The sequence below is a fragment of the Teichococcus rhizosphaerae genome (assembly GCF_002631185.1).
Lineage (GTDB): Bacteria > Pseudomonadota > Alphaproteobacteria > Acetobacterales > Acetobacteraceae > Pseudoroseomonas > Pseudoroseomonas rhizosphaerae.
Genome location: NZ_PDNU01000002.1, coordinates 115,032 through 139,383 on the forward strand (window position 1 = coordinate 115,032; position 24,352 = coordinate 139,383).

The window sequence follows — 24,352 nt, forward strand, 5'->3', positions numbered from 1 at the left end:
TCAGCTCTTGGTGACGCCCCAGAAGAACGGGATCGGCGCCTTCACGACGCCGGACACGTTCTTCCGCCAGGCCTGGTAAGAGAGGAAGAAGCCGGTCGGGGCGTAGAGCCCGAAATCCATGGCTTCCTTGTTCAGCTTGTCGATCGCGGCCTTCTCCGCGGTCATGTCGGGGGCGGCGAACCACGCATCGCGCGCCGCCTCGATGGCTTCACTCTTCGGCCAGCCGAACCAGGCGCCGTCGCCATTGGCGCGGATCGCGGTGTAGGCGGCGGGGTTGATGCAATCGGCGCCGGCATGCCAGGTGTGGAAGACATGCCAGCCGCCCTGGCTCGGCGGGGTCTTCACGGCCCGGCGGCTGCCGACCGTGCCCCAGTCGGTGGCGACGAAATCGACATTCATGCCGATGCGCTTCAGCAGGTCGGCGCTGACATCGCCGAAGGCCTTGGTGATGGGCTGGTCCTGCGCCACCAGGATGGTGATGGGCTGGCCGTCATAGCCCGCCTCCTTCAGCAGCTTCTTGGCGCCCTCGTAGTCCCGCTTGCCCTTCAGCGGCTCACCGCCCGCTTCCGAGTAGAGCGGGGTGTCGGGCGTGAAGAAGCCGGGCAGCGGCTTCCACAGCTCGGGGTTGTCGCCCACGAGCGCGCGCATGTAGTCCTCCTGGCTCATCGCCATCAGCACGGCACGGCGGGCGCGCGGGTCGTTGAACGGCGCGTGCAGGTGGTTCATGCGGAAGCTGCCGACATTGCCCAGCGGGTCGGCGATGTCGACATTGACGTTGCGGTTGCGCTTCAGCAGCGGCACCAGGTCGGCGATGGGGTTCTCCCACCAGTCCACCTCGCCATTCTGCAGCGCGGAGGAGGCGGTGGCCGGATCGGGCATGATGACCCACTCCACCTTGTCCACCATCACGCGCTTGCCGCCGGCCATCCAGTCGGCTGCCTCTTCGCGCGGCACATAGCCATCGAATTTGGCGAAGGATGCCTTGGCGCCCGGCACCCACTCGTCCTTCACGAAGCGGAAGGGGCCGGAGCCGACATACTCGGTGATCTGCTGGAACGGATCGGTCTTCGCGATGCGCTCGGGCATGACGAAGCTGCAGGGCGAGTTGTTCTTCGCCAGGGCCAGCAGCATCTTCGGGTAGGGCTGCTTCAGCGACCAGCGGAAGGTGCGGTCGTCCACCGCTACCAGTTCGTTCTGGATGGCGCGGATCATCTGCCCCATCGGGTCACGCACCGCCCAGCGGGCCATGCTCGCCACCGCGTCCTTGGCCAGCACCGGCTCGCCATCGTGGAACTTCAGGCCGGAGCGCAGCTTGAAGGTCCAGGTCAGGCCGTCGGCCGAGACCTCCTCGCTTTCCACCATCTGGCGCTGCGGCTGCAGCTTGGAATCGAAGCCGTAGAGCGTGTCCCACACCAGCATGGCGGCGTTGCGGACGACATACTGCGTGCCCCAGATGGGGTCGAAATTGGCGAGGTTCGCCTGCGGCACGAAGCGCAGCGTGCGCGCCGCCGCGCCCTGCGCCAGGGCCGGCGCGGACAGGCCGCCGCCGAGCGCCGGAACACTTGCCGCGCCGGCGGCGAACTTCAGGAAAGACCTGCGTTCCATCGTCATACCCCCTCATCTCCCAGCATCGGGCCATTCCGGCCGCTTGTCGGTCCGCCGACCCCCGGCCCTGTGCCCGGGGGATGCTGGCGGCGGACCAGCACATATCGTGCCACCCTGTCCGGGCCGCGCGGAAGGAGCGCGGCTAGGCCTTCTCGATGTTCCAGAACACCGTCGATGGCGAGCGCTGCACGCCGCGCAGCGTCCGCCGCCAGGCCGAGGGCTGCCAGTAGTAGCCGAGCGGAATGTAGGGGATGGTCTGCATGGCGCGGGCATTCAGCGCATCGCCGATGCGCTTGGCCTCGGCCGGCTCCCCCGCGCGCAGCCACTCGGCGCGCAGCCGCTCGATCTCCGGGTCATCCGGCCAGCCGAACCATGCATCCTTCCCATTGGCACGGAGCATCAGATGGATCGGCGGAAGGTTCAAGGAGGTGCCCAGAGAAGTGGTGTGGAACACGCTCCAGCCACCCTTGTCCACCGGCTCGCGGCTCGTGCGCCGTTGCACCAGCGTGCCCCAATCCGTTGAAACAAATTCGACATTCATTCCGAGGCGGCGCAGCAGGTCGGCCGTGACCAGGGAGAGGGCGTTGATCTGCGGGTAATCGCCTGGCGCTAGCAGCACCACCTTCTCGCCGGCATAACCCGCGGCCTTCAGCGCCTCCCGCCCGCGCTCCACGCTGCGCGTCTTGAGGATCTCGCTGCCCTGCTCGGTTTCCAGCGCCGAGCCGCAGGTGAAGACGCCCGGGCACTCGCCCCAGGCATCGGGCGCCTCGCCCGCGACCGCCCGCAGGTAGTCGCGCTGGTCCACCGCCATCGCCACGGCGCGGCGGATGGCCTGGTTGTCGAAGGGCGGCTGCAGATGGTTGAGGCGGAGGCAGCCATAGGTGCCTTCGGTAAGGCGCTGCTCCACCACCAGGTCGCGGTTGCGCCTGAGCAGCGGCAGCAGGTCGTGCAGCGGGTATTCCCAATAGTCCTGCTCGCCCGTCAGCATGGCGCTGGATGCCACGGCGGGGTCGCTGATCACCGTCCATTCCACGCGGTCCAGCAGGGGCCGCTTGGCGCCGGCCAGCCCGTCCGGCGCGTCGTCGCGCGGCACGTAGCCCGCGAACTTCTCCCACACGGATTTCTGCCCCGGGTTCCACTCGTCCGGCAGGAAGCGGAAGGGGCCGGAGCCGATCGCCTCGCGGATCTGGGTGAAGGCGTCCACCTGCCCCAGCCGCTCGGGCATGATGAAGGCGGGCGACGGGCTCTTGCCCAGGGCCAGCGCCAGGTAGGGAAAGGGCTGCTTCAGCCGGAAGCGCAGCCGCCGGTCGTCGAGGGCCGACAGTTCGTCGACCGACATCCAGAGCACCTGGCCGAAGGCGTCGCGCTTCGCCCAGCGCGCGATGGAGGCCACGCAGTCCCGCGCCCGCACCGCCTCGCCATCGTGGAACTTGAGGCCGGGGCGCAGGGTGAAGGTCCAGCTCCGCCCGTCATCCTCCACCGCCCATCCCTCCGCCATCTGCGGGCGCGGCTGGTTGCGGGCATCGACGGCGGTCAGCGTATCGTAGACCAGGTATCCGTGGTTCAGCGTGACCACCGCGGTGGTCCAGAACGGGTCGAGGCTGGTCAGGTTGGCCTGCGGCACCACGCGCAGCGTGCGGGACGCGGCACCCTGCGCCAGCCCCGGGCGCGGCAGCGCCATTCCCGCCAGCATCGCGCCAGCCCCCAGCATGCTTCTGCGAGACAGATCCGTCATTGCCACCCCCTTGGGTTCCGGGCGCGGGCGCCCTCTCCTTCCGTGTGCTGGCGGCGCCGGCGCGTGGCCGGCCGGGCGGGATGCCGCGATGCATCTCCGCCTTCCTGAACGCGGCCCGGATCTTCCAGGTCCGCGCGCTCTCCCCTTTGCGAGTGGATCAGGCAGCGGCGCCGGCTGCAAGCGCCGTTGCCGCGCGCGCGGCACAAAAATGCAGAAAGGCCTCGCGGGGAGGCCTTTCGCGCAAGGCTGGCCGCGGGGCGGCGGAGAAACCTCGCTCCCCGCGCCATGCGTGGCGGGTGCCTATGCGCTCCGCTGCACGTTCCAGAACATGGGCAGGCCCTTGAGCACGCCCGTCAGGTTGCGCCGGTAGGCCCAGGCCTGGAAGTACTGGCCGCAGGGCAGGTAGGGCACGTCCTGGAAGGCCTGGAGCTGGATGTCGCGCGCGATGGCCTTCTGCGCCTCCAGGTCCGGCGCCTCGAACCAGGCGTTGCGCAGCTCCTCCAGCCGCGGCGCGGTGGGCCAGCCGAACCAGGCGTTCTGGCCGTTGCCGCGCAGCGCCTGCTGCACGCCGGGATTGAACATGTCCACCCCCGCCCAGAAGGTGAAGAACATGCTCCAGCCGCCCTTCTCCGGCGGCTCCTTGCTGGCGCGGCGCTGCACCACGCTGCCCCAGTCGGTCGAGACGAAGTCGACGTTCACCCCGCACTTCCGGAGCATGTCGTTGCCGACCTGCGCCAGCGCGTTCAGCGAGGGGAAGTCGGCGGCGGCGATCAGCACCACCTTCTCCCCCTTGTACCCGGCGGCGGCCAGGTCGGCCTTCACCTTGTCGTAGTCGCGCGGGCTGGTCAGCGCCTCCATGCCGGCATCGGTGGCCAGCGGCGTGTCGGGGGTGAAAACGCCGACACCCTCGCGCCACAGGCTCTTGTCGGTGCCGATCACCGCCGTCATGAAATCGGCCTGGTTGACGGCGCCGAGCAGGGCACGGCGGATGGCCGGGTTGTTGAAGGGGGGGTGCAGGTGGTTGAACCGCGCGATGGCCATCAGCCCCGTCGGGTCCTGGATCTCCAGGTTGATGTTGCGGTTGCGGCGCAGCAGCGCCTGCAGGTCGCCCGGCGGCTGCTCCCACCAGTCCACCTCGCCGTTCTGCATGGCGTTGGCGGCGGTCGCCGCGTCGGGCATCACATGCCACTCGATGCGGTCGAAGTTCACCTTCTTCGGGCCCGCCGTCCAGCTCGCAGCGCCATTGGCGCGCGGCACGTAGTCGGCGAATCGCTCATAGACGATGCGCGCCCCCGGCACGCGCTCATCCTGCCTGAAGCGGAACGGCCCGGAGCCGATCATCTCCTTCACCGCCGTGGCGGAATCGGTCCTGGCCAGCCGCTCGGGCATCATGAAGCAGACCGGCGAGGCGGGCTTGCCCAGCGCCTCGAACAGCAGCGGGAAGGGCCGCTTCAGGCGGAACAGGATGGTCTTGTCGTCGGGGGCGGAAAGCTCGTCCACCGCCGTCATCATCACCTGGCCCAGCGCGTCCCGCCGCGCCCAGCGCTGGATGGAGGCCACGCAGTCGCGCGCCCGCACCGGCTCGCCATCGTGGAATCTCAGCCCCTCGCGCAGCGTCATGGTGACGCGGCGGCCATCCTCCTCGACGACATGGCCCTGCACCATCTGCGGCTGCGGCTTGTAGTCCTCGTCGAAGCCGTACAGCGTGTCCCAGATCATGTAGCCGTGGTTGCGCGTCACATAGGCGGTGGTGATGATCGGGTCGGCCACCGCGAGATCGGCCTGGGGGATGAACTTCAGCACCCTCGCGGCGCTGCCGCCTCCACTCCCCTGGCCGATGGCGAAACGGGGCAGCGCGGCCGTGGCGGCCAGCCCGGCGGTGGCGCCCAGCAGATGGCGTCGATACATGTCTTTCGGTCTCCCCGGAGGGTTCGGCCCTTCCTGTGGGCGAAGGGAAGCCGAGCCTCCGTCCGTGTGCAAGAGGCATGTTGCGCGCGCGGCCTTGGCAGGCCGCCGCCGCCGCCCTATCCCGCGCCGCATGCCCCGCCCCGCGCAGCGCCCTCCGCAGAACTGGTCCCGGCACGCCGCGCTGGCCGGGCAGGCCTTCCGCTTCGGCGTGGTCGGCACGGCCGGCTTCGTGGTCGATACCGCGACGCTCTATCTGGCGCTGTGGCTCGGCGCGGGGCTGTATGGCGGGCGGGTGCTCTCCTACCTCGCGGCGGCGAGCGGCAACTGGGCGCTGAACCGCGCCTGGACCTTTCGCGCCGCGCGGCGCCCTGGGGGCCATGCCGGCGCGGCGCGGCAATGGGCGCTGTTCCTGCTGGTGAACCTCGTGGGCTTCGCGGTGAACTACGGAACCTATGCCGCCCTGGTGGCGTCGTGGCCGCTGGCGGCGGCACATCCCGTGCTGGCGGTGGCGGCGGGCTCGCTCGCGGGCATGACGGGGAATTTCGTGCTGAGCCGCCGCTTCGTCTTCCGCGGCGCCTGAGCCGCCCCATCTGGATCTGGCCCCGCGGAACCGCCACCATGCCCACTGACGCCACCGCCGCGCCACCGCCGCGCATCGCCGTCCTCGTGCCCTGCCACAACGAGGCGGTGGCGATCGGCGGCGTGGTGGCGGGCTTCCGCCACGCCCTGCCGCAGGCCCGCGTCTTTGTCTACGACAACAATTCCAGCGACATGACGCGCGAGGCGGCCTGCGCCGCCGGCGCCCGGGTGGGGCGGGAGGCGCTCCAGGGCAAGGGCCATGTGGTGCGCCGCATGTTCGCCGACATCGAGGCCGACATCTATGTGCTGGTCGATGGCGACGGCACCTACGATCCCGGCGCCGCCCCCGCCATGATCCGCCTGCTGCGCGAGGAGCAGCTCGACATGGTGACGGGCCTGCGCGTCACCCGCGAGGCGGCCGCCTACCGGCCGGGCCACCAGCTCGGCAACCGGCTGCTCACCGGGCTGGCCGGGCTGATCTTCGGCCGGCGCGTCAGCGACATGCTCTCCGGCTACCGGGTGTTCTCGCGCCGCTTCGTGAAATCCTTCCCCGCCCTGGCCACCGGCTTCGAGACGGAGACGGAGTTCACCGTCCACGCGCTCGAGCTGCGCATGCCGGTGGGAGAGGTGGCGACAGCCTATGCCAGCCGGCCGCCCGGCTCCACCTCCAAGCTGCGCACCCTGCGCGACGGGATGCGCATCCTCTCCACCATCCTCGGCCTGTTGCAGCGGGAGCGGCCCCTGCCCTTCTTCGGCACGCTGGGGGGGCTGCTGCTCCTGGTCTCGCTCGGCTTCTTCCTGCCCGTCCTGTCCACCTACCTGGAGAGCGGGCTGGTGCCGCGCCTGCCCACCTTTGTTGCCTCGGTGGCCTTTCTGCTGCTTTCCTTCCTGTCCCTGGCCGTCGGCCTGGTGCTGGAGACGGTGACGCGCGGCCGGCAGGAAACCAAGCGCATCGCCTATCTCGCCATTCCCGCGCCCCCGCCGCTGGAAGCGGCGGCGGCGGAGGACACGGCGCCTGAGATGGGTCCAGTATTGAAAACTTAAGCTTTACAGTATTATAGGGAATTCCAAAGATGTTCGATTGATGCGTGCTTAGACGCGCTCATCACGGTATGGTGTGCTCACTTGCGGCGCACTGCCAAGCCCGCGCCTTTCTTTGTTTGGAGTACCAGCCGGACATGTCCGCGCCCCAGCGTCTTCGGCCAGAGCCGGCCGCCCAGGCGGATTCCGCCACACCGACCGCGATCTCCGCCTCCGGCCTGCCCGAAGGCTTCCGGCCCACGGGCGCCGAGGACCGGCTTCCTTCCCTCCTGAGCTACGCCCTGGCCGTCGATGCCGGCACGGACCCCACGCCCGAGGCCGCTCCCGCCCGCCGTGCCGAGGCCGAGCGGCTGCTGCATGACTGGGCCTATCGCCGGCTGCACAACCAGCTCGAGCGCATCCGCGCCGAGGCCGCGCGCGAGGCGCTGGCCGGCCAGCGCCAGCCCGCGGGCTTCATGACCGTGCTGGCGGCGGTGCTGGCGGGGCTCGCGCTCTTCGCCCTGCTGGCCTGGCTGGCCCAGGCCTTCGGCCTGTCCCTTCCGCTGCCGCGGGGCTGAGCGCCATGGCCCTTGCCCCCCGCCCCGGCGCCGCGCCGGTGACCCCGCTTTCCCGCGCCATCGCCGCCTGCCGCAAGGAGTTCATCGCCGTCGGCCTGTTCAGCGGCGTGGTGAACCTGCTGCAGCTGACCGTTTCCATCTACATGATGCAGGTGTTCGACCGGGTGCTGGCCACCCGCAGCATCGACACCCTGCTCTTCCTCAGCCTCATCGCCATCCTGGCGCTGCTGCTGCTGGCGGTGCTGGAGGCGGTGCGCAGCCGCATCATGCAGCGCAGCGCCGCCTGGATCGAGGCGCGGGTGGCGCCCGAGGGCTTCGAGCGCGCACTGGAATCGCAGCTCCGCGGCCGCCCCTACCGCATGGAGGCGCTGCGCGACCTGGGCTTCTGCCGCTCCTGGCTCGGCTCGCCCGGCGCGCTGGCGCTCTACGACGTGCCGTGGGTGCCGATCTACCTCGCCGCCATCTTCATGCTCCATCCGGTGATGGGCTTCATCGCCCTGGGCGGCGCGGTGCTGCTGTTCATCCTGACCCTGGTGAACGAGCTGACCACCTCCGCCCTGCTGCGCGAGGCCAACACCGCCAGCATGGCCGGCCAGCGCCGCGCCGACGCGATCGCCCGCAACGCCGAGGTGATCGACAGCATGGGCATGGCCCCCTCGGTGATGCGCCGCTGGCGCCAGGCCGTGTCCGAGGCCGTGGTGCCGCAGGAGAAGGCGGCCGACCGCGCCGCCCTGCTGCTTTCGGCCACCAAGTTCTTCCGCCTCGCCGTGCAGCTCGCCATCCTGGGCGTCGGCGCCTATCTGGTGCTGCAGCAGCAGCTCACCTCGGGCGCCTCCATCGCGGGCTCCATCATCATGGGCCGTGCGCTGGCGCCGGTGGAGCAGCTGATCGGCGGCTGGAAGGGGCTGGTGCAGAGCCGCCAGGCGCTGAAGCGCCTTTCCGCCTTCCTGGCCCTGCCGCGCATCCGCCCGCCCGGCCTGCCGCTGCCCGAGCCGGTCGGCCGCCTTTCGGTCGAGCGCGTCTCCTACGGCATGCCCGGCACGGCGGTGGCCATCATCAAGGGGGTCAACTTCACCCTACAGCCGGGCGAGAGCCTGGCCGTCATCGGCCCCTCCGCCGCCGGCAAGACCACGCTGATCCGCCTGCTGATCGGCACGTTGCAGCCCAATGCCGGCAATGTCCGGCTCGACGGCGCCGACGTCTATACCTGGCAGCGCGAGGATTTCGGCCGCCATGTCGGCTACCTGCCGCAGGATGTGGAGCTGTTCGACGGCTCGGTGCTGAGCAACATCGCCCGCATGGGCGACGCGACGCCCGAGGCGGTGTTCGACGCCGCCCGGATGGCGGGCTGCCACGAGATGATCCTGCGCCTGCCCGCCGGCTACGACACCGAGATCGGCGAGGGCGGCCAGCACCTTTCCGGCGGCCAGCGGCAGATGATCGGCCTCGCCCGCGCCCTGTTCGGCCGGCCGAAGCTGGTGGTGCTGGACGAGCCCAACTCCAACCTGGACGGCGATTCCGAGGCCGCTCTCCAGCGCGCGCTGGACGCGCTGAAGGCCCAGGGCACCACCGTGGTGCTCGTCTCGCACCGCCCGGCCCTGGTGCAGGGCGTGGACAAGGTTCTGCTGCTGAAGGACGGCGCCGTGGAGATGTTCGGCCCCCGCGCCGAGGTGCTGAAGCGCCTGATGGCACCCCCCCGCCCGGCCGAGGTGGCCGCCCCCCCGGCCCAGCCGAGGCTCGCCAACACCAACAGCGGAGGCGCGGCATGAGCGTCACCACCCTTCCCCCGGGCGGCGAGCTGCAGAAGGCCGGCCCCTCCACCCTTCCCCCCGTCACTCCCGACCTGACGCTGGACGCGCCGCGCCCGCGCACCCGCGGCACCATGCTGTTCGGGCTGATGGCCACCGTGCTGTTCGTCGGCGGCTTCACCGCCTGGTCGGTCATGGCGCCGCTCGCCGAGGCGGCGATCGCCCCAGGCGAGATCCGCAGCGAGGGCAACCGGCGCACCGTGCAGCACCTGGAGGGCGGCATCGTGCGCGAGATCCTGGCGCGCGACGGCGACAAGGTGAAGGCCGGCCAGGTGCTGATGCGGCTCGACGAGGTGCAGTCCGGCAGCGGGCTGGAAACGCTGCGCGCCCAGCGCTGGGCGCTGCTGGCCCAGGATGCGCGGCTGCGCGCCGAGGCCGCTGGCGCCTCCGAGATCGCCTTCCCCCAGGAGCTGGCCGCCAGCCCCGACCCCCGCGTGCTGGAGGCGATGACCGGCCAGCGCACCCTGTTCTCCGCCCGCCGGGCGCATCTGAACAGCCAGCTCCAGGTGCTGGAGGCGCGTATCGCCCAGCACGAGGCCACCGCCTCCTCCGCCCAGGGCCAGATCGGCAGCCAGCGCCGCCAGCTCGAGCTGATCCGGCGCGAGGAGCAGGACGTGCAGACCCTGGTGCGCCAGGGGCTGGAGCGGATGCCGCGCCTGCTGGCGCTGCAGCGCAACGTCGCCTCCCTTGAAGGCAACATGGTCGACCTGATGGGCCAGGTGGAGCGCGCCAACGCCTCCGTCGAGGAGGCGCGCAACCAGATCCGCCAGACGCGCGACCAGCAGATGGCCGAGATCTCCGCCGAGGCGCGCGAAACCCGCAACCGCCTGAACGAGGTCGAGGAGAAGCTGCGGGCCGCGCATGACGTGGCGCAGCGGCGCGAGATCGTGGCGCCGGAGGACGGCACCATCGTCGGCAGCCGCTTCTTCAATCCGGGCGCCGTGGTGCGCGCGGGCGAGCCGGTGATGGAGATCGTCCCCGCCGAGGACCGGCTGGTGGCCGAGGTGCGCCTCTCCCCCACCGACATCGACGTGGTCTATCCCGGGCTGCACTCCGAGGTGCGGCTGCCCGCCTTCAAGCAGAGGCTGGTGCCCTTCCTGCACGGGGAGGTGACCTATGTGGCCGAGGACGTCACCCTGGACGAGCGCACGCGCATGAGCCATTACCGCGTGCAGATCGTCATCGAGCCGGAGCAGCTCGCCCGGCTGGAGAATGTGGCGCTGCGGCCCGGCATGCCGGTCGAGGCGCAGATCCAGACCGGAAGCCGCAGCTTCTTCCGCTACATGATGCAACCGGTGCTCGACAGCTTCCACCGCGCCTTCCGCGAGCAGTGAGCCCAGCGTTTCAGGAGTATCCCGCCCCGATGTCCGACAAGCCCGTCCTGTTCGCCGATGGCATCCTCGAGGCCAGCGTCAACTACGGCGTGACCCGCATCACGCTGGCGCAGACCGGCTCGGAGGGAAAGCCGGTGCCCTGCGGGCAGCTGATGATCCCGGTGGTGCAGCTGCCGGCCTTCGCCAACAGCGTGGTGGCGCTGCTGAAGCAGATCGACGCCAAGGTGAAGCAGGCGCAGCAGCAGCCGGCCGCCGCCGAGCCCGCCGCGGAGCAGCCGGAGCCGCAGGCGGTGCCCGGCTCCTTCCGCTTCTCCGGCTGACCTTGCCCGCCGCGCGGCACCTCCGGCTGGCGCTTCTGGCGGGCCTTGCCGCGGGGTTGCTCCCGGGTGGCGCGGCAGCCCAGGGGCCGGCGGGCTGGGCCGCGGCCTCCCGGCCCACGGGCGGCCCGGCGCGCATTGCCGGCGGCTACGGCCTGGGCTGCATCGCGGGTGCCGTCGCGCTGCCGGCTGATGGGCCGGGCTGGCAGGTGGTGCGGCTGTCGCGCAACCGCTTCTGGGGCCATCCGCAGCTTGTCGGCTATGTGCGCGAGCTGGCCGGGCGGGCCCGCTCGGCCGGGCTGCCGCCGCTCTGGATCGGCGATCTCGGCCAGCCGCGCGGCGGGCCGATGCCCTGGGGCCATGCCAGCCACCAGATCGGCCTCGACGTGGACATCTGGCTCGACCTGAACCCGAAGCCCGCCCTGCCACCCGCCGCGCGCGAGCGGATCGAGGTTCCCTCCGTCGTGCGGCCGGATGGGCTGGCGGTGGACCCGGCGCGTTTCACTCCCGCCCATGCCACGCTCATACGCCTCGCCGCCGAGCACCCGGCGGTGGACCGGATCTTCGTCAACCCGGCGATCAAGCAGGCGCTGTGCGAGGTGGCACCGGGCGCCTCCTGGCTGCGGCGCGTCCGGCCATGGCGGGGGCACGATTCGCACTTCCATGTCCGGCTGCGCTGCCCGGAGGGCCAGCCCGGCTGCCAGCCCCAGGCGCCCGTGCCCCAGGGCGATGGCTGCGACGCCAGCCTGGCATGGTGGTTCACCCCCGAGGCACGCCAGCCGCCGCCGCGCGCCCACAGCCCGGCGCCGCCGCCGGTCCTTCCGGCCGCCTGCGCGGCTGTCCTGTCGGCCCCTTAAAGAACTTCAGGAACAAAGCCCTGGAAGGCGTTCCTTCAGCTCCCGCGCAGGCGCAGCGCCAGCACGGGGTCGTCGGTCGCCATTGCCTCCACCCCCAGCGCCAGGGCACGCTCGATCTGCGCAGCGTGGTTGGCGCCCCACACGCCCACCTTCAGCCCGGCCGCGCGCAGCCTCGCCATCAGCGCCTCATCGAGTGCGGCGATGTGGGTCTCCACCATGTCGAAGCCATGGGCGCGCGCCACCCCCACCACGCCTTCCGCCCCGATCTGGCCCAGCAGCCCCGGCTCGAACAGCCAGATGACGCCAGCCAGGCCGCCCGCCCGCAGCGCCGCCGCCGCAAGCGGCGCCTCGAAGGCGATGATCCGGCTTTGCGCCCGGATGCCGGCGGCATCGAGCGCCGCCAGGGCGCGGGGCAGCAGGGCGGGGTCGGGCGCCCGGCCGGGCACGCCTTTCAGCTCCACCTGCAACTGCATGGCGCTGCCGCGGAACAGCGCCGCGACCTCCGACAGCAGCGGCACGCGGCCACCCGTGGCCCCGGCCCCGCGCAGGCGCAGCGCGGAAAGCTCCGCCGCCGCCCGTTCCGCCACCGGGCCGCCGCCCTCGGTGGTGCGGTTCAGCGTGGCGTCGTGGATCACCACCGGCACGCCGTCGGCGGAAAGATGCACGTCGCATTCCGCCTGCTCCACCGGCAGGGACAGGGTGTTCCGGAAGGCTTCCAGGCTGTTCTCGGGCCAAAGGAAGGCGCCGCCGCGATGGCTCACGATGGCGGTGCGGGCGGCCGTATGGGGCATGTTCTCGGACATGGGGCAGTGTCTCTGCCGCAGCATGGCTTCTGGCGCAACTCTGTGTGGCCTTGTACAATTGGTTGAAACTCTCCGGGAGGTCGTGACATGCCCCTCTTGCTGGTTGCCCACGATCAGTCGGCGGATGGCGCCCTCGCACTTGAGGATGCCGTCTGGCAGCTGGCAGAGTCGCACCTCACCCTGCCTGGCTCCCTGCTGGTGGAAAGCGCCGTGTCGGCGCGCTACCTGGTCGAGCATCTGCGGGGCGCGATGCGCCGCGCCGGACTGGACGGCGCCCTGCTCGTCACCCCGGTGACCACCGCGAACTGGGACGGCCTCTCGGCGGAGGCCGGCGAGTGGCTCCGCACCCGGCTCTCCTGATGCCGCGCATGCCGGAGCCCAGGCCGGATTTCCTGCCTTTCCCCGCCCTGCCGGAGCCAGGCATGCCTCCCGCGCCGCCGGCACCGCATCCCGCTCCGCGGCGCCGCGCTCCGGCCAGGCTGGCCCGGGCGGCGCTGCGCCTCGCGGCCTCCGCCCTGGCCGCGCTCACCCTTTCCTTCGCCCCCGCCAGGGCGGCGGAGGGGCCGGACGTCATCAGCCTGAAGGTGGTGGGCGGCCTCGCCGGGGTCTCGCAATACACGCAGTATGAGGAGCCCTTCTGGCGCCACCGCGTCACGGAGCTGACCCATGGCCGGGTCACGGCGGAGATCACCCCCTTCGACCGCGCCGGATTCCGGGCGGAGGAGATCCTGCCGCTGATGCGGCTTGGCGTGGTGCCCTTCGGCACGGCGCTCGTCGCGGTGGTGTCCAGCGAGGAGCCGGAGTTCAACGCCGTCGACCTGCCGGCGCTCAACCCCGACATCGACCGGCTGCGCGAGACGGTGCGGCTCTACCGCCCCCATCTGCGCAACATCCTGCAGGAGCGCTACGGGGTCGAGCTGCTGTCGATCTACACCTATCCCGCGCAGGTCACCTGGTGCACCCGCCCCTTCAACGGGCTCAGCGACCTGTCGGGGCGCCGGGTGCGCACCTCCTCCGTCGGGCAGGCGGAGATGTTCGAGGCGCTGGGCGCCACCTCCGTGGTGATCCCCTTCGCCGACATGGTGCCGGCGATGCGGGCGGGCGTGGTGGAATGCGCCGTCACCGGCACCCTCTCCGGCTACACCATCGGGCTGCACGAGGTGACGAGCCACCTGCACAGCATGGCCCTGACCTGGGGGGTTTCGATGTTCGGCGCCAACAAGGCGGTCTGGGACGCGCTGCCGGACGATGTGCGCGGCGCCATCCGCAAGGGGCTGGAGGAGCTTGAGGCGTCCATCTGGAACGCCGCCGCGCAGCAGACGGGCGAGGGCATCGATTGCAGCGCCGGGCGCCCCAGCTGCTCGACCGGCCGGACCGGCCGCATGACGGTGGTGCCGGTGACGCCGGCCGACCAGCTCCGCCGGCGCCAGCTGCTGATCGAGACGGTGCTGCCCCGCTGGGTGGACCGTTGCGGCGAGGGCTGCTCGCAGGCGTGGAACACCTATCTCGGGCCGTCGCTCGGCATCCTGGCGCGGCCGGACTGAGATGCCGCATTTCCGACGGATCCGCCTGGCGGTCCTGCTGGCCGCGATCGCCCTGCTGCTGGCCCAGTGGTTCGCCACCGCCCTGCTGATCGGCCGCTCGCGCGAGGCGGCGATGGGTGTCGCCAGTGACACCGTCCAGCGCATCGCCCGTGCCGTCGAGGCCTCGCTGAACCGGAACTTCGTGCAGGTGGACGCGGTGCTGGCGGGGCTGCCCGCCATCCTCACCCCCATCGCCACCGACGGCCAGCTGGACAGCACCCGCATCGACCGCATCCTGCGCGAGCTGAACAACCAGAACTTCACCTTCCGCGACATCATGCTGGTGCGGCCGGACGGCGTCCCGCTTTCCACCGGCCTCGCCGTCTCGCGCCGCCGTCCGCTGCCGCTGGCGATGGACAGGAGCTTCCTCGAAAGCGCGCCGCGTCCCGGCGCCGTGCTGATCGGCGGGCCGTTCCGCAACCCCGCCACGGGCGAGTGGTCCCTGTTCATGGCGCGCCGCGTCAGCCTGCCCGGCCATGGCATGCTGCTGGCCGTGGCGGAGATGCCGGTGCCCGTGATCGGCACGCTGCTCGCGGTGGGCGGCGAGGGAGCGGGGCTGCGCATCACGCTGGAGCGCGAGGACGGCACGCTGCTGGCCAGCCTGCCGCATGACGAGACGCGCATCGGCACGCAGCTCAGCCCCAGCACGGCGCAGCGCCTGCAGGAGGCCGCCGGCTCGGACGTGATCGAGACGGAAAGCCGCTTCGAGAGCGGGCGCGCCATCTCGGCGGTGCGGCCCCTGCTCTATCCCTCCCTTTCCCTGTTGGCGAGCATGAAGCTCTCCGCGGCGCTGGCCGACTGGGAGAAGGAGCGCTTCCGCGCCATGCTGATCTCGCTCGGCTTCGCGGCCCTGGTGGCGGCGCTGTGCGGCGCCCTGCTGCTGGCGATGCGGCAGCGCGAGAAGGTGGAGGCGGAGCGCATCCGCTGGCGCGCCATGCTGGAGAACGCGCTGGACTCCATGACGGATGGCTTCGTCATGTGGGACGCGGACGACCGGCTCGTCGCCTGCAATGCGCGCTACAAGGATTTCTACCGCGTCAGCGTCCCCTTCATCGAGCCTGGCGCGCATTTCGAGGACATCATGCGGGAGGGCTTCCTGCGCGGCCAGTACCCGCAGGCGGGCGATGACCTCGATGCCTTCCTGGCCGACATGCGGCGCTGGCACCGGGGCGACAACCCACCCATGGAGCGGCTGCTGCCCGATGGGCGCTGGGTGCTGATCACCGAGCGGGCGACGCCGGGCGGCGGGACGGTGGGCATCCGCACCGACATCACCGAGCTGAAGCGGGCGATGGAGGACCTGGCCGCCGCGCGCGATGCCGCCGCCGCCGCTGGCGAGGCGAAGAGCCAGTTCCTGGCACGGATGAGCCACGAGCTGCGCACGCCGCTGAACGGCATCCTGGGCTTCGCGCAGGTGCTGCTGAACGATCCGCGCCTGGCGGCCGACCAGCGCGACCAGCTCCGCACCCTGCACGAGGCGGCCCGCCACCTGCTGGAGCTGGTGAACGGGCTGCTCGACCTGTCCAAGATCGCCGCCGGGCGGCTGGAGCTGCATCCCGCGCCCACCGAGCTGGCGCCGCTGCTCGAGCGCAGTGCCGCGCTGCTGACGCCCGAGGTGCAGCGCAAGTCGCTGCGCTTCTCGCTGGAGGTGGCGCCGGACACTCCCTCCAGCGTGCTGGCCGATGCGATGCGGCTGCGCCAGCTGATCCTGAACCTGCTTTCCAACGCGGTGAAGTTCACCCCCTCGGGCGGCCGGGTGACGCTGCGGACCTGCCCGATCTCGTCGCCGGACGGCATCCGCCTCGAGGTGGAGGATACCGGCCCCGGCGTGCCGCCCGAGCAGCAGCACCTGCTGTTCCGCGACTTCGTGCAGCTTGCCAGCCCTGGGGCGCAGACGCCCGAGGGCGGCGTCGGCACCGGGCTCGGCCTGGCGATCGCGGCGCAGCTCGCGGAGCTGATGGGCGGCCGCATCGGCTGCGACAGCCCGCCCGGGCGCGGCGCCACCTTCTGGGTGGAGCTGCCGCTGCCGGCCGCCCTGCCCGCCCCCGCCCTGCCCGCGCCGGCCTCCTCCCTGCCGCCTCTCCCCGAGCCCGACGCCGCGCCCCCCGCCCCGCTGCAGGTGCTGGTGGCGGACGACGTGCCGGCCAACCGGCTGGTGGCGCGGGCCATGCTCACCAGCGCGGGCCACCACGTGACCTGCGTCGAGGACGGCTCCGTGGCGCTTTCCGCCGTGGAGCAGGGCAATTTCGACCTGGTGCTGATGGACCTGCAGATGCCGGTGATGGACGGGCTGGAAGCCACCCGCCGCATCCGTGCCCTGCCCCCGCCCCGGGGACGGCTGCCGGTCATCGCGGTGACCGCATCGGCCATGCCGGAGCAGGTGGAAGCCTGCCGCGCCGCCGGCATGGATGGCCACCTGGCCAAGCCGATCGACCGCGAGACGCTGTTGCGGCTGGTGCAGCAATACGCCGATGAGCGCCGCGCCCGCCCCGCCGCCGCCCCGCAGGCCGACGAGGCGCTGGAACAGGCCGTGCTGATCGACACCACCGCATGCGCCGCCTTGGCCGCGGATCTCGGCCCCGCCGCCAGCGCCGTGCTGTGGGAGTTCGTGGCCGAGCTGGGGCGCGGCCAGAAGGGGGTGGCGACGCTGCTGCAGGCGCCGGAGGTGGGCGAGATCCGCGTCACCGCCCACCGGCTGCTGGGCGTGGCCCGCACCATCGGAGCGCGGCGCCTGGCGCGGGCGCTGGAGGAGCTTCAGCGCAACGTGGCGGAGGCTGGCTCCCCCAAGGAGCCGCTGGCCCGGGTGCAGGCGACGCTGGAGGCGACGGTGCCGGCGCTGCGCGACTGGGTGGAGCGGCATTTCGGCCAATCCTCCTTCCAATCCGCCGCCGAGGACTGAGCCGCCCCCGACGGCGCGGCACGGCGCAGACCCGGGCAGGCGCTGCGCCGGGCCGGCCCTCGCCCCGCCCTGCCCCATAGGATAAGATGATGTCCTGGGGCCCTCCGCGGCCGGATGAGGAGGTCATCACCATGGACGGACGCAGCGAGGCCGAGGCCGCGCCTGGGATCGAACTGGCACCGCTCGCGCCGCCGGCCAACCTGACGGCGGAGCTGGTCCGCCGCCTCGCCGCCGAGATCCGCGCCGGCCGGCTGCGCCCGGGCGACCGCCTGCCCACCGAGCAGGCGCTGATGCGGCAGGCCGGCGTTTCCCGCACCGTGGTGCGCGAGGCGGTGGCCGCGCTGCGCGCCGAGGGGCTGGTGCTGACGCGCCAGGGTGTCGGCGCCTTCGTGGCGGATCCGGCCGCGCGCGGCCAGGTACGCATCGACCCCGGCGAGATGCGCTCCCTCAACGACGTGCTGCAGGTGATCGAGCTGCGCATCGCCATCGAGACCGAGGCGGCGGGCCTCGCGGCCGAGCGGCGCGACATGGCGGCGCTGGAGCGCATCATCCAGGCCGCCGCCGCCTTCGACCGTGCCGTGGATGCCGGCGAGAGCGCGGTGACGCAGGACCTGGAGTTCCACCGCGCCATCTTCGCCGCCACGGGCAACAGCTTCTTTCCGCGCTTCCTGGAATTCCTGGGCCCGATGCTGATCCCGCGCCAGACGGTGCGGCCCTATCTGGAGGAGCCGTCGGCGCGCACGGCCTATCTGGCGCGGGTACGGGAGGAGCATGCGCGAATCGCGGCCGCCATCCAGGCCGGGCAGGCCGCCGCCGCCCGCTCCGCCATGCGCCGCCACCTGACCTCCAGCCGCGACCGCTACGCGCGGCTGGCCGGGCGGCTTGCCCTGTCCCAGCCCGGCTGAGAGGCGCAAAAGGCTCCGTTAAAGCTTCAGGAACAGGGCGCAAGCCGGCGTTGTTGGGAAGGCGGTGGAAGCGGCGCCCGGACACCGCTTGGAAGCAAGGGCCGGCCTTTCCGTGCCCCAGGCGCAAAAACCCGCCTTCCGCCGTGGCTTCCGCGGCCAAGTGGCGGAAAATACGGCATTCGCTTGTTGACCGGCGCGCTGGAACCTTCGTAGAACACCGGAATGGTTGCCGCTTTGTTCGCGGCACTGTTCTGGCCGCAGGGAGCCCGCCAATGCTGACGCGCAAGCAACATGAGTTGCTGATGTTCATCGACCGGCACCTGCGCAGCACCGGCTTCTCGCCCTCCTTCGAGGAGATGAAGGACGCGCTCAAGCTGCGCTCGAAATCCGGCATCCACCGCCTGATCACCGCGCTGGAAGAGCGGGGCTTCCTGCGCCGCCGCGCGCACCGCGCCCGGGCGCTGGAGGTGATCCGGCTGCCGGAGGGCGCCGCCCCCGCGGTCATCCCGGCCGCCGCGCTCCTGGAGGAGGCCGCGCCGCCCCGGCCCGGCTTCTCGGCCAATGTCATCCGCGGCCATTTCGCCTCCAACCTGGCCGGCGTGGCCAAGGGGGCCGATGAGGCCGCGGCGGTGAGCCTGCCGCTCTATGGCCGCATCGCCGCCGGCCAGCCGATCGAGGCGCTGCGCGACCAGGGCACCAGCGTCGGCGTGCCGGCCGGGCTGCTCGGCGGCGGCGAGCACTACGCCCTGGAGGTGGCCGGCGATTCGATGATCGAGGCCGGCATCCTCGATGGCGACACGGTGATCATCCGCCGGGGCGACACCGCCGAGAGCGGCGACGTGGTCGTGGCGCTGGTGGACGACGCGGAGGTGACGCTGAAGCGCCTGCGCCGCCGCAACAACTCCGTGGCGCTGGAAGCCGCCAACCCGCGCTACGAGACCCGAATCTTCGGGCCGGACCGCGTCAAGGTGCAGGGCCGGCTGGTCGGGCTGCTGCGCCGCTACTGAGCGTCCGGAGCGGCGCGCGGGCGGGGCGGCGGCGGCACCCAGGGCCGCACCCCCCGCCAGGCGCGGTCCGAGACCACCACCGCCCCCTCGCCCGGCCGCAGCCAGACGGCGTGCGGCCCATTGCGCCAGACGCTGAAGCGGTCCAGCCGGGCCGTGCCGGGGCAGCGGCCCCGGATCGGCTCCGCCGCCACCAGCAGCGCCGCGCCCTCGGCACAATATGGCGTGGCCAGCAGGGGTGGCGCCGTCTCTCCCTTGCGAACCTTGGGCGCGCGCAGCAGCAGCGCCACCGGCCCCTCCGCGTGGGGCTGGAAGCGGCAGGCCCGCGCGGTGCAGTCCAGCCCTGGCGCGGCGGCCTCGCCGGCGGCCAGGGCTTCCGCCTCCTCCTCCGCCCATCCGCGCAGCCAGGCATCGCGCAGAAAGGCCGAGCCGCCATTGGATTTCTGCAGCACCACGCCGGCGGACGTGCGCAGCGCGATCAGCCTCGCATCGGCCGAGACCAGCAGGTCGGGCGGCGTGACAAGGGCGCCGCTGGCCAGCCCGGCGGCCAGCATGGGCAGCCCCAGCAGCCGCCAGCGTGCCTGCCACAGGCACAGCCATGCCAGCCCCGCCGAGGCCAGCAGCAGCCCCCAGCCCGGCATCGGCATCGCCTGGATCGCGGCGCCGGGCCAGCCGGCCACGGCGCGGGCCACCAGAAGCACCGCCTCCACTCCCCAGCCCATCGGCGCCAGGGCCCAATGCTCCAGCCCCAGCGGCATCAGCGCCAGCGCCGCCATGCCGGCGGGCATCACCAGGAAGGAGGTGAGCGGCACCGCCACCATGTTGGCCACCACGCCGTAGAGCTGCAGCCGGCCGAAATGGTGCAGGCCATAGGGGGTGGTCGCGATGCCGGCCAGCAGGGAGGTGGCCAGCATGCCGAGCAGCAGCGCCGCCGGCCGCCGCCACCAGCCGGGCGCGGCGCGCAGCCCCGCCAGCCAGGGTGCCATCGCCTCCGCGCCGGCGATCAGCACCAGCACGGCGGCGAAGCTCATCTGGAAGGAGGGGCCGAGCAGCGCGGCGGGGTTGAAGGCCAGCACCGCCACCGCGGCCACCGCCAACGCGCGCAGCGAGAGCGCCCGCCGCCCCGTCAGCACCCCCAGCGTGACCAGCGCCGCCATGGCGAAGCTGCGCTGCATCGGCACCTGCGCGCCGGTCAGGAGCAGGTATCCGGCGCCGAGCAGCAGGCTGCCCGCGGCGGCGATGCGCGTGCCCTCCACCCGCAGCGCCAGCCAAGGCCAGAGCGCCACGGCGAAGCGCAGCATCCCGAAGCCCAGCCCCATGACGATGGCGATGTGCAGCCCGGACACGGACAGCAGGTGCGCCAGGCCGGAATCCCGCATCGCGGCGATGTCGGCGGACGGGATGGCGCTCTGCCCGCCGGTCAGCAGCGCGGCGGAGATGGCGCCGGCCCCGCCGGGCAGCACCGCCATGACACTGTGCTCGATACCGGCCCGCAGCGCGGCGAAGCGCCGCGGCGCTTCGGCCTCGGCCAGCCTTTCCGCCGGGCCGAGCGCAAAGCCCGAGCCGCCCTGCCCCTTGAAGAAGGCTTCCCGCTGGAAGTCCCAGCCGCCCGGATAGGCCGGGGCGGAGGGGGCGCGCACCAGGGAGCGCACGCGGATGCGGTCGCCCGGCACGGGGCGCAGCGGATCGTTGGCGCGCAGCCGCAGGCGCAGCCAGCGCGGCAGCGGCTCCCCGCCATCGAGGCCGGGCGTGGCCAGCGTCACCCGCAGGCCCTGCGGCAGCGCCTCCACCGCCTCCACCACGCCCTCGACCACCACGGCCCGCGCGGGCAGTTCCAAAGGTGGCGGCAGGCGTGCCGCGTGCCAGAGCGGCAGCGCGAAACCAAGCGCCGCCATGCCGGCCAGCGCCACCACCCACCCGGCCAGCCGCCAGCCCCGCCATGCCAGCAGCAGCGCCAGCAGCAGCAGGGGCCAGGGCAGCCAGAGCCAGGCCGCGCCCGGCTCCGCGCGGCCGGCGAAATAGGCCAGGACGCCCGCTCCCATCGCCACGGGCAGCCAGAGCGGCAGCCGCTGCCATTCCGGCGCCAGCAACGCCTCGGCCCGCGCGGGCAGGAAAGCCAGACGCGCCCAGGGCCAGGCGAAGCCGCGCAAAGCCGCAGCAGTAACGGGAATATTGTTCATATTTTATCAACCATTACGCGCACTCTACAGCAAGGCCCGGCGGTGGTAGAAGCACCAGCTCGAAGGAATTGGCTGAGCAATGACCGTACGCACCCGTTTCGCCCCCTCCCCGACCGGGTATCTGCACATCGGGGGGGCGCGCACCGCCCTCTTCAACTTCCTCTTCGCGCGCCACCATGGCGGGCAGTACCTGCTGCGCATCGAGGACACCGACCGCGCCCGCTCCACGCCGGAAGCGGTGCGGCAGATCCTGGACAGCCTGGAATGGCTCGGCCTCAGCCCGGACGAGCCGCCGGTGATGCAGACCGCGCAGGAGGCCCGCCACGCCGAGGTGGCCCGCCAGCTTCTGGCCGAGGGCAAGGCCTATCAGTGCTTCTGCACGCCGGAGGAGCTGGCGGAGATGCGCGAGACGGCCATGAAGGAAGGCCGCCCGCCGCGCTACGATGGCCGCTGGCGCGACCGCGACCCGGCCGAGGCGCCGGCGGGCGTGAAGCCCGTCATCCGCATCAAGGCCCCGCGTGGGGGCGAGACGGTGATCCGCGACCTCGTGCAGGGCGAGGTCCGGGTGCAGAACACCGAGCTGGACGACATGATCATCCTGCGCTCGGACGGCACGCCGACCTACCTGCACGCCGTGGTGGTGGACGACCACGACATGGCCATCACCCATGTCATCCGCGGCGACGACCACCTGACCAACACCTTCCGCCAGGTGATGGTCTATGACGCCATGGGGTGGCGGCGGCCGCATTTCGCCCATATCCCGCTGATCCATGGCGCGGACGGCGCCAAGCTCTCCAAGCGCCATGGCGCGGTGGGCGCGCTGGAGTTCCGCGATCAGGGCTTTCTGCCGGAGGCTGTGTGCAACTACCTCCTCCGCCTCGGCTGGGGCCATGGCGACGAGGAGTTCGTGCCGCGCGACCGCGCCATCGCGCTGTTCGACCTGAAGGATGTGGGCCGCGCCGCCAGCCGGATGGACTACGCCAAGCTCACCCACCTGAACGCGCAGTATCTCCGCCAGATGGACGCCGACGCCGTCACCGGCCGGGTGCTGGAGATCCTGCGCCGCCAGGGGCCGCTGCCGCATGGCGCCGCCACCACCATCCGCGCGCTGATGCCCGATATCCAGCCGCGCGCCCGCACCTTGCTGGAAGCGGCCTCGATGTGCGGCTTCGCCATCGCCAGCATTCCCCTGACCTTCGAGCCGAAGGCGCAGGCGCAGCTGAACGACGAGGCCAAGGCGCGCCTGCTCGACCTCGCCGAGTTCCTCTCGGAAGCGCCATGGGAGCGCGCCGACCTCGACAAGTGGCTCCGCGACTATGCCGAGGTGAAGGAGATGAAGCTGGGCGCCGTGGCGCAGCCGCTGCGCGCCGCGCTGACCGGCAGCACGCAGTCGCCGCCGATCGACGCGGTGCTGTTCGCGCTGGGCCGCGACGAGGCCCTGGCGCGGATGCGCGCCGCCGCCGGCGCCTGAACCGGACGCCAGGCCCGGCGGCGTGCCGCCCGGGCCTGGCTGGCCTCAGCCGAAGGACGCGAACACCTTCCGGTCGCGGCTGTCCTGCATCAGCTTCGTGATGCTGGGCACCTTCTCGAAGCCCAGGCCCGTTGGGAGCGCATCCGGCTCCTCCGGGGGCGTCACGCCGGCATAGCTGCCGCCGCCGACCTTTTCCCACTTCCCCGCCGGCTTCCTGACCTCGAGGTTGACGACCGTCGCCTTGAGCACCAGCCGCACGATCGCCTCCTTGGGCGCGTTCGGCTTGCCCAGGCTGGGATGGCCGCCGATCATCTCCCAGCCATTCCGCAGCGCCCACGCCGTCAGCGCGTCCTTGTCCATCATGTGCCGTGCTCCTCTGGTCTTCCCCGCTATGCGGCAGGATCGCGCGCGGCGACAGGCAATTCCTGTCGCGCCGGCCCTTTCCCTCGGCGCCGCGCGGGTTCATTTAGCCGCTTTCGACAGGTGCGGACGGCTTCCCGCCGCCGCGCGCCGGGCAACCGGGAGTAGGACCGAGTGAACGACAGCCTTCTGAACAGCCTGCGGGCCATGCAGCCCGAGCTGGCTTCCATCCGACAGGACATCCACGCCCATCCCGAGATCGGCATGGAGGAGGAGCGCACCGCGGCGCTGGTGGCGGACAGGCTCCGGGCCTGGGGGCTGGAGGTGACCGAGGGCGTCGGCAGGCACGGGGTGGTGGGCACGCTGAAGGGCCGCCTGCCCGGCCAGCACGCCATTGGGCTCCGCGCCGACATGGACGCTCTGATGATCACCGAGGCGACGGGCAAGCCCTATGCTTCCACCAATCCGGGGCTGATGCATGCCTGCGGGCATGACGGCCACACCACCATGCTGCTGGGTGCCGCGAAGTACCTCGCCGGCAACCGCGACTTCGGCGGCACGGTGCAGTTCATCTTCCAGCCGGCCGAGGAAGGGCGCGGCGGCGCCAAGGCGATGCTGGCGGACGGGCTGTTCGAGCGCTTCCCCGTCGATGCCGTCTACGGGCTGCACAACATGCCGGAGATGCCGCTCGGCCGGTTCGCCATCCGCCCCGGCCCGTTCATGGCGGCGCCGGACCGCTGGGTGGTCACCTTCCGCGGCACGGGCGGGCATGGCGGGGCGGCGGCGCATCTCTCCACCGATGTCACGGTGCTGCAGGCGCAGTTCATCATGGCGTTGCAGACGGTGGTGAGCCGCAACGTGGCGGCGGTCGATTCCGCCGTCATCAGCGTCGGCGCCATCGCCGGCGGCTCCTTCGGTTCCACCAACGTGATGCCGGCCGAGATGCGCGTGGGCGGCACGGCGCGCTCCTTCACCCCCGCCGTGCGGGACACGATAGAGCGCCGCATGACCGAGCTGGCGCAGGGCCTCGCCGCCAGCTTCGGCTGCACGGCCGAGGTGGAGTACCGCCGCAACGGCACGCCGCTGGTGAACCACGCCGAGCACACCGCCCTCGCCGCCGGCGCCGCCGCCGCGCTGGTCGGCGCGGAGATGGTGCAGGCCGACGCGCCGCCCGTGACCGGCGGCGAGGACTTCGCCTACATGCTGGAGCAGAGGCCCGGCGCCTTCATCTTCATGGGCCAGGGCGCGGGCGGCGCCACCTCGGAAGGGCTGCACACCCCCACCTACGACTTCAACGACGACGCCATCCCCTATGGCGCCGGCTACTGGGTCAGCCTGGTGCGGCAGGAGCTGGGCGGCCGGAAGGACTGAGGCCATGGGCCGGGGGGAGTTGCCTTTCCCCC

General features: G+C 72.0%; 20 protein-coding genes. 14 read left to right on the forward strand and 6 right to left on the reverse strand.

Translation table 11 applies throughout. The features are described 5' to 3' along the window. The 3 genes from CR162_RS01780 to CR162_RS01790 all read right to left on the reverse strand — a co-directional run bounded on the left by CR162_RS01780 (position 1) and on the right by CR162_RS01790 (position 5,248). On the reverse strand, positions 1 to 1,605 hold the full coding sequence (locus CR162_RS01780; RefSeq protein WP_099093928.1) for an ABC transporter substrate-binding protein: 1,605 nt from the start codon (positions 1,603 to 1,605) through the stop codon (positions 1 to 3). Positions 1,606 to 1,747: 142 nt separating this feature from the next. Continuing rightward, a complete protein-coding gene (locus CR162_RS01785; protein WP_245870067.1) occupies positions 1,748 to 3,316 on the reverse strand; it encodes an ABC transporter substrate-binding protein in 1,569 nt (522 codons plus the stop codon). A gap of 324 nt (positions 3,317 to 3,640) precedes the next feature. After that, positions 3,641 to 5,248 (reverse strand): ABC transporter substrate-binding protein, encoded by a 1,608-nt coding sequence (locus CR162_RS01790; protein ID WP_099093815.1) that lies wholly within the window; start codon positions 5,246 to 5,248, stop codon positions 3,641 to 3,643. A gap of 130 nt (positions 5,249 to 5,378) precedes the next feature. Here CR162_RS01790 and CR162_RS01795 point away from each other — a divergent pair, with 130 nt between their 5' ends. The 7 genes from CR162_RS01795 to mepA all read left to right on the forward strand — a co-directional run bounded on the left by CR162_RS01795 (position 5,379) and on the right by mepA (position 11,741). Next, positions 5,379 to 5,828, forward strand: a complete 450-nt coding sequence (locus CR162_RS01795) for a GtrA family protein (RefSeq protein ID WP_099093816.1) — start codon at positions 5,379 to 5,381, stop codon at positions 5,826 to 5,828. A gap of 38 nt (positions 5,829 to 5,866) precedes the next feature. Beyond that, positions 5,867 to 6,871: a glycosyltransferase gene (locus tag CR162_RS01800; protein WP_099093817.1), complete on the forward strand. Its 1,005-nt coding sequence runs from the start codon at positions 5,867 to 5,869 to the stop codon at positions 6,869 to 6,871. 134 nt (positions 6,872 to 7,005) lie between these two features. Then, on the forward strand, positions 7,006 to 7,425 hold the full coding sequence (locus CR162_RS01805) for a hypothetical protein (protein ID WP_099093818.1): 420 nt from the start codon (positions 7,006 to 7,008) through the stop codon (positions 7,423 to 7,425). 5 nt (positions 7,426 to 7,430) lie between these two features. After that, entirely contained in the window at positions 7,431 to 9,194 is a 1,764-nt protein-coding gene (locus CR162_RS01810; RefSeq protein WP_099093819.1) for a type I secretion system permease/ATPase, read from the forward strand. Beyond that, positions 9,191 to 10,567 carry an HlyD family type I secretion periplasmic adaptor subunit gene (locus tag CR162_RS01815; protein WP_099093820.1) on the forward strand — a complete coding sequence of 459 codons (1,377 nt, stop codon included), beginning with the start codon at positions 9,191 to 9,193 and terminating at the stop codon, positions 10,565 to 10,567. The genes CR162_RS01810 and CR162_RS01815 overlap by 4 nt, the downstream gene beginning before the upstream one ends. A gap of 29 nt (positions 10,568 to 10,596) precedes the next feature. Next, positions 10,597 to 10,887, forward strand: a complete 291-nt coding sequence (locus CR162_RS01820) for a hypothetical protein (RefSeq protein ID WP_099093821.1) — start codon at positions 10,597 to 10,599, stop codon at positions 10,885 to 10,887. 56 nt (positions 10,888 to 10,943) lie between these two features. Beyond that, a complete protein-coding gene (gene mepA, locus CR162_RS01825; RefSeq protein WP_245870068.1) occupies positions 10,944 to 11,741 on the forward strand; it encodes a penicillin-insensitive murein endopeptidase in 798 nt (265 codons plus the stop codon). 35 nt (positions 11,742 to 11,776) lie between these two features. On the opposite strand, the gene CR162_RS01830 is transcribed toward mepA, so the two are convergent. Next, the gene (locus tag CR162_RS01830) at positions 11,777 to 12,544 is read right to left on the reverse strand and encodes a glycerophosphodiester phosphodiesterase (protein ID WP_245870069.1); all 768 of its coding nucleotides are present in this window, start codon (positions 12,542 to 12,544) and stop codon (positions 11,777 to 11,779) included. Between the two features lie 87 nt (positions 12,545 to 12,631). Between CR162_RS01830 and CR162_RS01835 the strand changes: the two genes are divergently transcribed. From CR162_RS01835 to CR162_RS01855, 5 genes are all read left to right on the forward strand, one after another. Further along, complete coding sequence (locus tag CR162_RS01835) at positions 12,632 to 12,904, forward strand: hypothetical protein (protein ID WP_099093823.1); 273 nt, start codon at positions 12,632 to 12,634, stop codon at positions 12,902 to 12,904. A 62-nt stretch (positions 12,905 to 12,966) separates the two neighbouring features. After that, positions 12,967 to 14,088, forward strand: coding sequence for a TRAP transporter substrate-binding protein (locus tag CR162_RS01840; RefSeq protein WP_099093930.1), 1,122 nt, complete (start codon positions 12,967 to 12,969; stop codon positions 14,086 to 14,088). A 1-nt stretch (position 14,089) separates the two neighbouring features. Beyond that, complete coding sequence (locus CR162_RS01845) at positions 14,090 to 17,026, forward strand: ATP-binding protein (RefSeq protein WP_099093824.1); 2,937 nt, start codon at positions 14,090 to 14,092, stop codon at positions 17,024 to 17,026. A 131-nt stretch (positions 17,027 to 17,157) separates the two neighbouring features. After that, positions 17,158 to 17,931 carry a FadR/GntR family transcriptional regulator gene (locus CR162_RS01850; RefSeq protein WP_099093931.1) on the forward strand — a complete coding sequence of 258 codons (774 nt, stop codon included), beginning with the start codon at positions 17,158 to 17,160 and terminating at the stop codon, positions 17,929 to 17,931. A 272-nt stretch (positions 17,932 to 18,203) separates the two neighbouring features. Then, complete coding sequence (locus CR162_RS01855) at positions 18,204 to 18,938, forward strand: LexA family protein (RefSeq protein ID WP_099093825.1); 735 nt, start codon at positions 18,204 to 18,206, stop codon at positions 18,936 to 18,938. Here the strand turns inward: CR162_RS01855 and CR162_RS01860 are convergent. Beyond that, a complete protein-coding gene (locus CR162_RS01860; protein WP_099093826.1) occupies positions 18,932 to 21,115 on the reverse strand; it encodes a ComEC/Rec2 family competence protein in 2,184 nt (727 codons plus the stop codon). The genes CR162_RS01855 and CR162_RS01860 overlap by 7 nt on opposite strands. Positions 21,116 to 21,194: 79 nt before the next feature. Here CR162_RS01860 and gltX point away from each other — a divergent pair, with 79 nt between their 5' ends. Further along, complete coding sequence (gene gltX / locus CR162_RS01865) at positions 21,195 to 22,589, forward strand: glutamate--tRNA ligase (protein WP_099093827.1); 1,395 nt, start codon at positions 21,195 to 21,197, stop codon at positions 22,587 to 22,589. A 45-nt stretch (positions 22,590 to 22,634) separates the two neighbouring features. Here the strand turns inward: gltX and CR162_RS01870 are convergent, their stop codons facing one another. Beyond that, a complete protein-coding gene (locus CR162_RS01870) occupies positions 22,635 to 22,952 on the reverse strand; it encodes a hypothetical protein (protein WP_245870070.1) in 318 nt (105 codons plus the stop codon). A 171-nt stretch (positions 22,953 to 23,123) separates the two neighbouring features. Here CR162_RS01870 and CR162_RS01875 point away from each other — a divergent pair, with 171 nt between their 5' ends. Beyond that, the gene (locus CR162_RS01875) at positions 23,124 to 24,320 is read left to right on the forward strand and encodes a M20 aminoacylase family protein (protein ID WP_099093828.1); all 1,197 of its coding nucleotides are present in this window, start codon (positions 23,124 to 23,126) and stop codon (positions 24,318 to 24,320) included. Positions 24,321 to 24,352: the final 32 nt, after the last annotated feature.

Bases quoted from the DNA above. Each gene is read 5' to 3' on its own strand.
- CR162_RS01790 (WP_099093815.1), bottom strand. From the start codon at position 5,248: ATGTATCGACGCCATCTGCTGGGCGCCACCGCCGGGCTGGCCGCCACG.
- CR162_RS01785 (WP_245870067.1), bottom strand. From the start codon at position 3,316: ATGCTGGGGGCTGGCGCGATGCTGGCGGGAATGGCGCTGCCGCGCCCG.
- CR162_RS01840 (WP_099093930.1), top strand. From the start codon at position 12,967: ATGCCTCCCGCGCCGCCGGCACCGCATCCCGCTCCGCGGCGCCGCGCT.
- CR162_RS01800 (WP_099093817.1), top strand. From the start codon at position 5,867: ATGCCCACTGACGCCACCGCCGCGCCACCGCCGCGCATCGCCGTCCTC.
- CR162_RS01810 (WP_099093819.1), top strand. From the start codon at position 7,431: ATGGCCCTTGCCCCCCGCCCCGGCGCCGCGCCGGTGACCCCGCTTTCC.
- CR162_RS01855 (WP_099093825.1), top strand. From the start codon at position 18,204: ATGCTGACGCGCAAGCAACATGAGTTGCTGATGTTCATCGACCGGCAC.
- gltX (WP_099093827.1), top strand. From the start codon at position 21,195: ATGACCGTACGCACCCGTTTCGCCCCCTCCCCGACCGGGTATCTGCAC.
- CR162_RS01795 (WP_099093816.1), top strand. From the start codon at position 5,379: ATGCCCCGCCCCGCGCAGCGCCCTCCGCAGAACTGGTCCCGGCACGCC.
- CR162_RS01870 (WP_245870070.1), bottom strand. From the start codon at position 22,952: ATGATGGACAAGGACGCGCTGACGGCGTGGGCGCTGCGGAATGGCTGG.
- CR162_RS01860 (WP_099093826.1), bottom strand. From the start codon at position 21,115: ATGAACAATATTCCCGTTACTGCTGCGGCTTTGCGCGGCTTCGCCTGG.
- CR162_RS01845 (WP_099093824.1), top strand. From the start codon at position 14,090: ATGCCGCATTTCCGACGGATCCGCCTGGCGGTCCTGCTGGCCGCGATC.
- CR162_RS01850 (WP_099093931.1), top strand. From the start codon at position 17,158: ATGGACGGACGCAGCGAGGCCGAGGCCGCGCCTGGGATCGAACTGGCA.
- CR162_RS01835 (WP_099093823.1), top strand. From the start codon at position 12,632: ATGCCCCTCTTGCTGGTTGCCCACGATCAGTCGGCGGATGGCGCCCTC.
- CR162_RS01830 (WP_245870069.1), bottom strand. From the start codon at position 12,544: ATGTCCGAGAACATGCCCCATACGGCCGCCCGCACCGCCATCGTGAGC.
- CR162_RS01815 (WP_099093820.1), top strand. From the start codon at position 9,191: ATGAGCGTCACCACCCTTCCCCCGGGCGGCGAGCTGCAGAAGGCCGGC.
- CR162_RS01805 (WP_099093818.1), top strand. From the start codon at position 7,006: ATGTCCGCGCCCCAGCGTCTTCGGCCAGAGCCGGCCGCCCAGGCGGAT.
- CR162_RS01820 (WP_099093821.1), top strand. From the start codon at position 10,597: ATGTCCGACAAGCCCGTCCTGTTCGCCGATGGCATCCTCGAGGCCAGC.
- CR162_RS01780 (WP_099093928.1), bottom strand. From the start codon at position 1,605: ATGGAACGCAGGTCTTTCCTGAAGTTCGCCGCCGGCGCGGCAAGTGTT.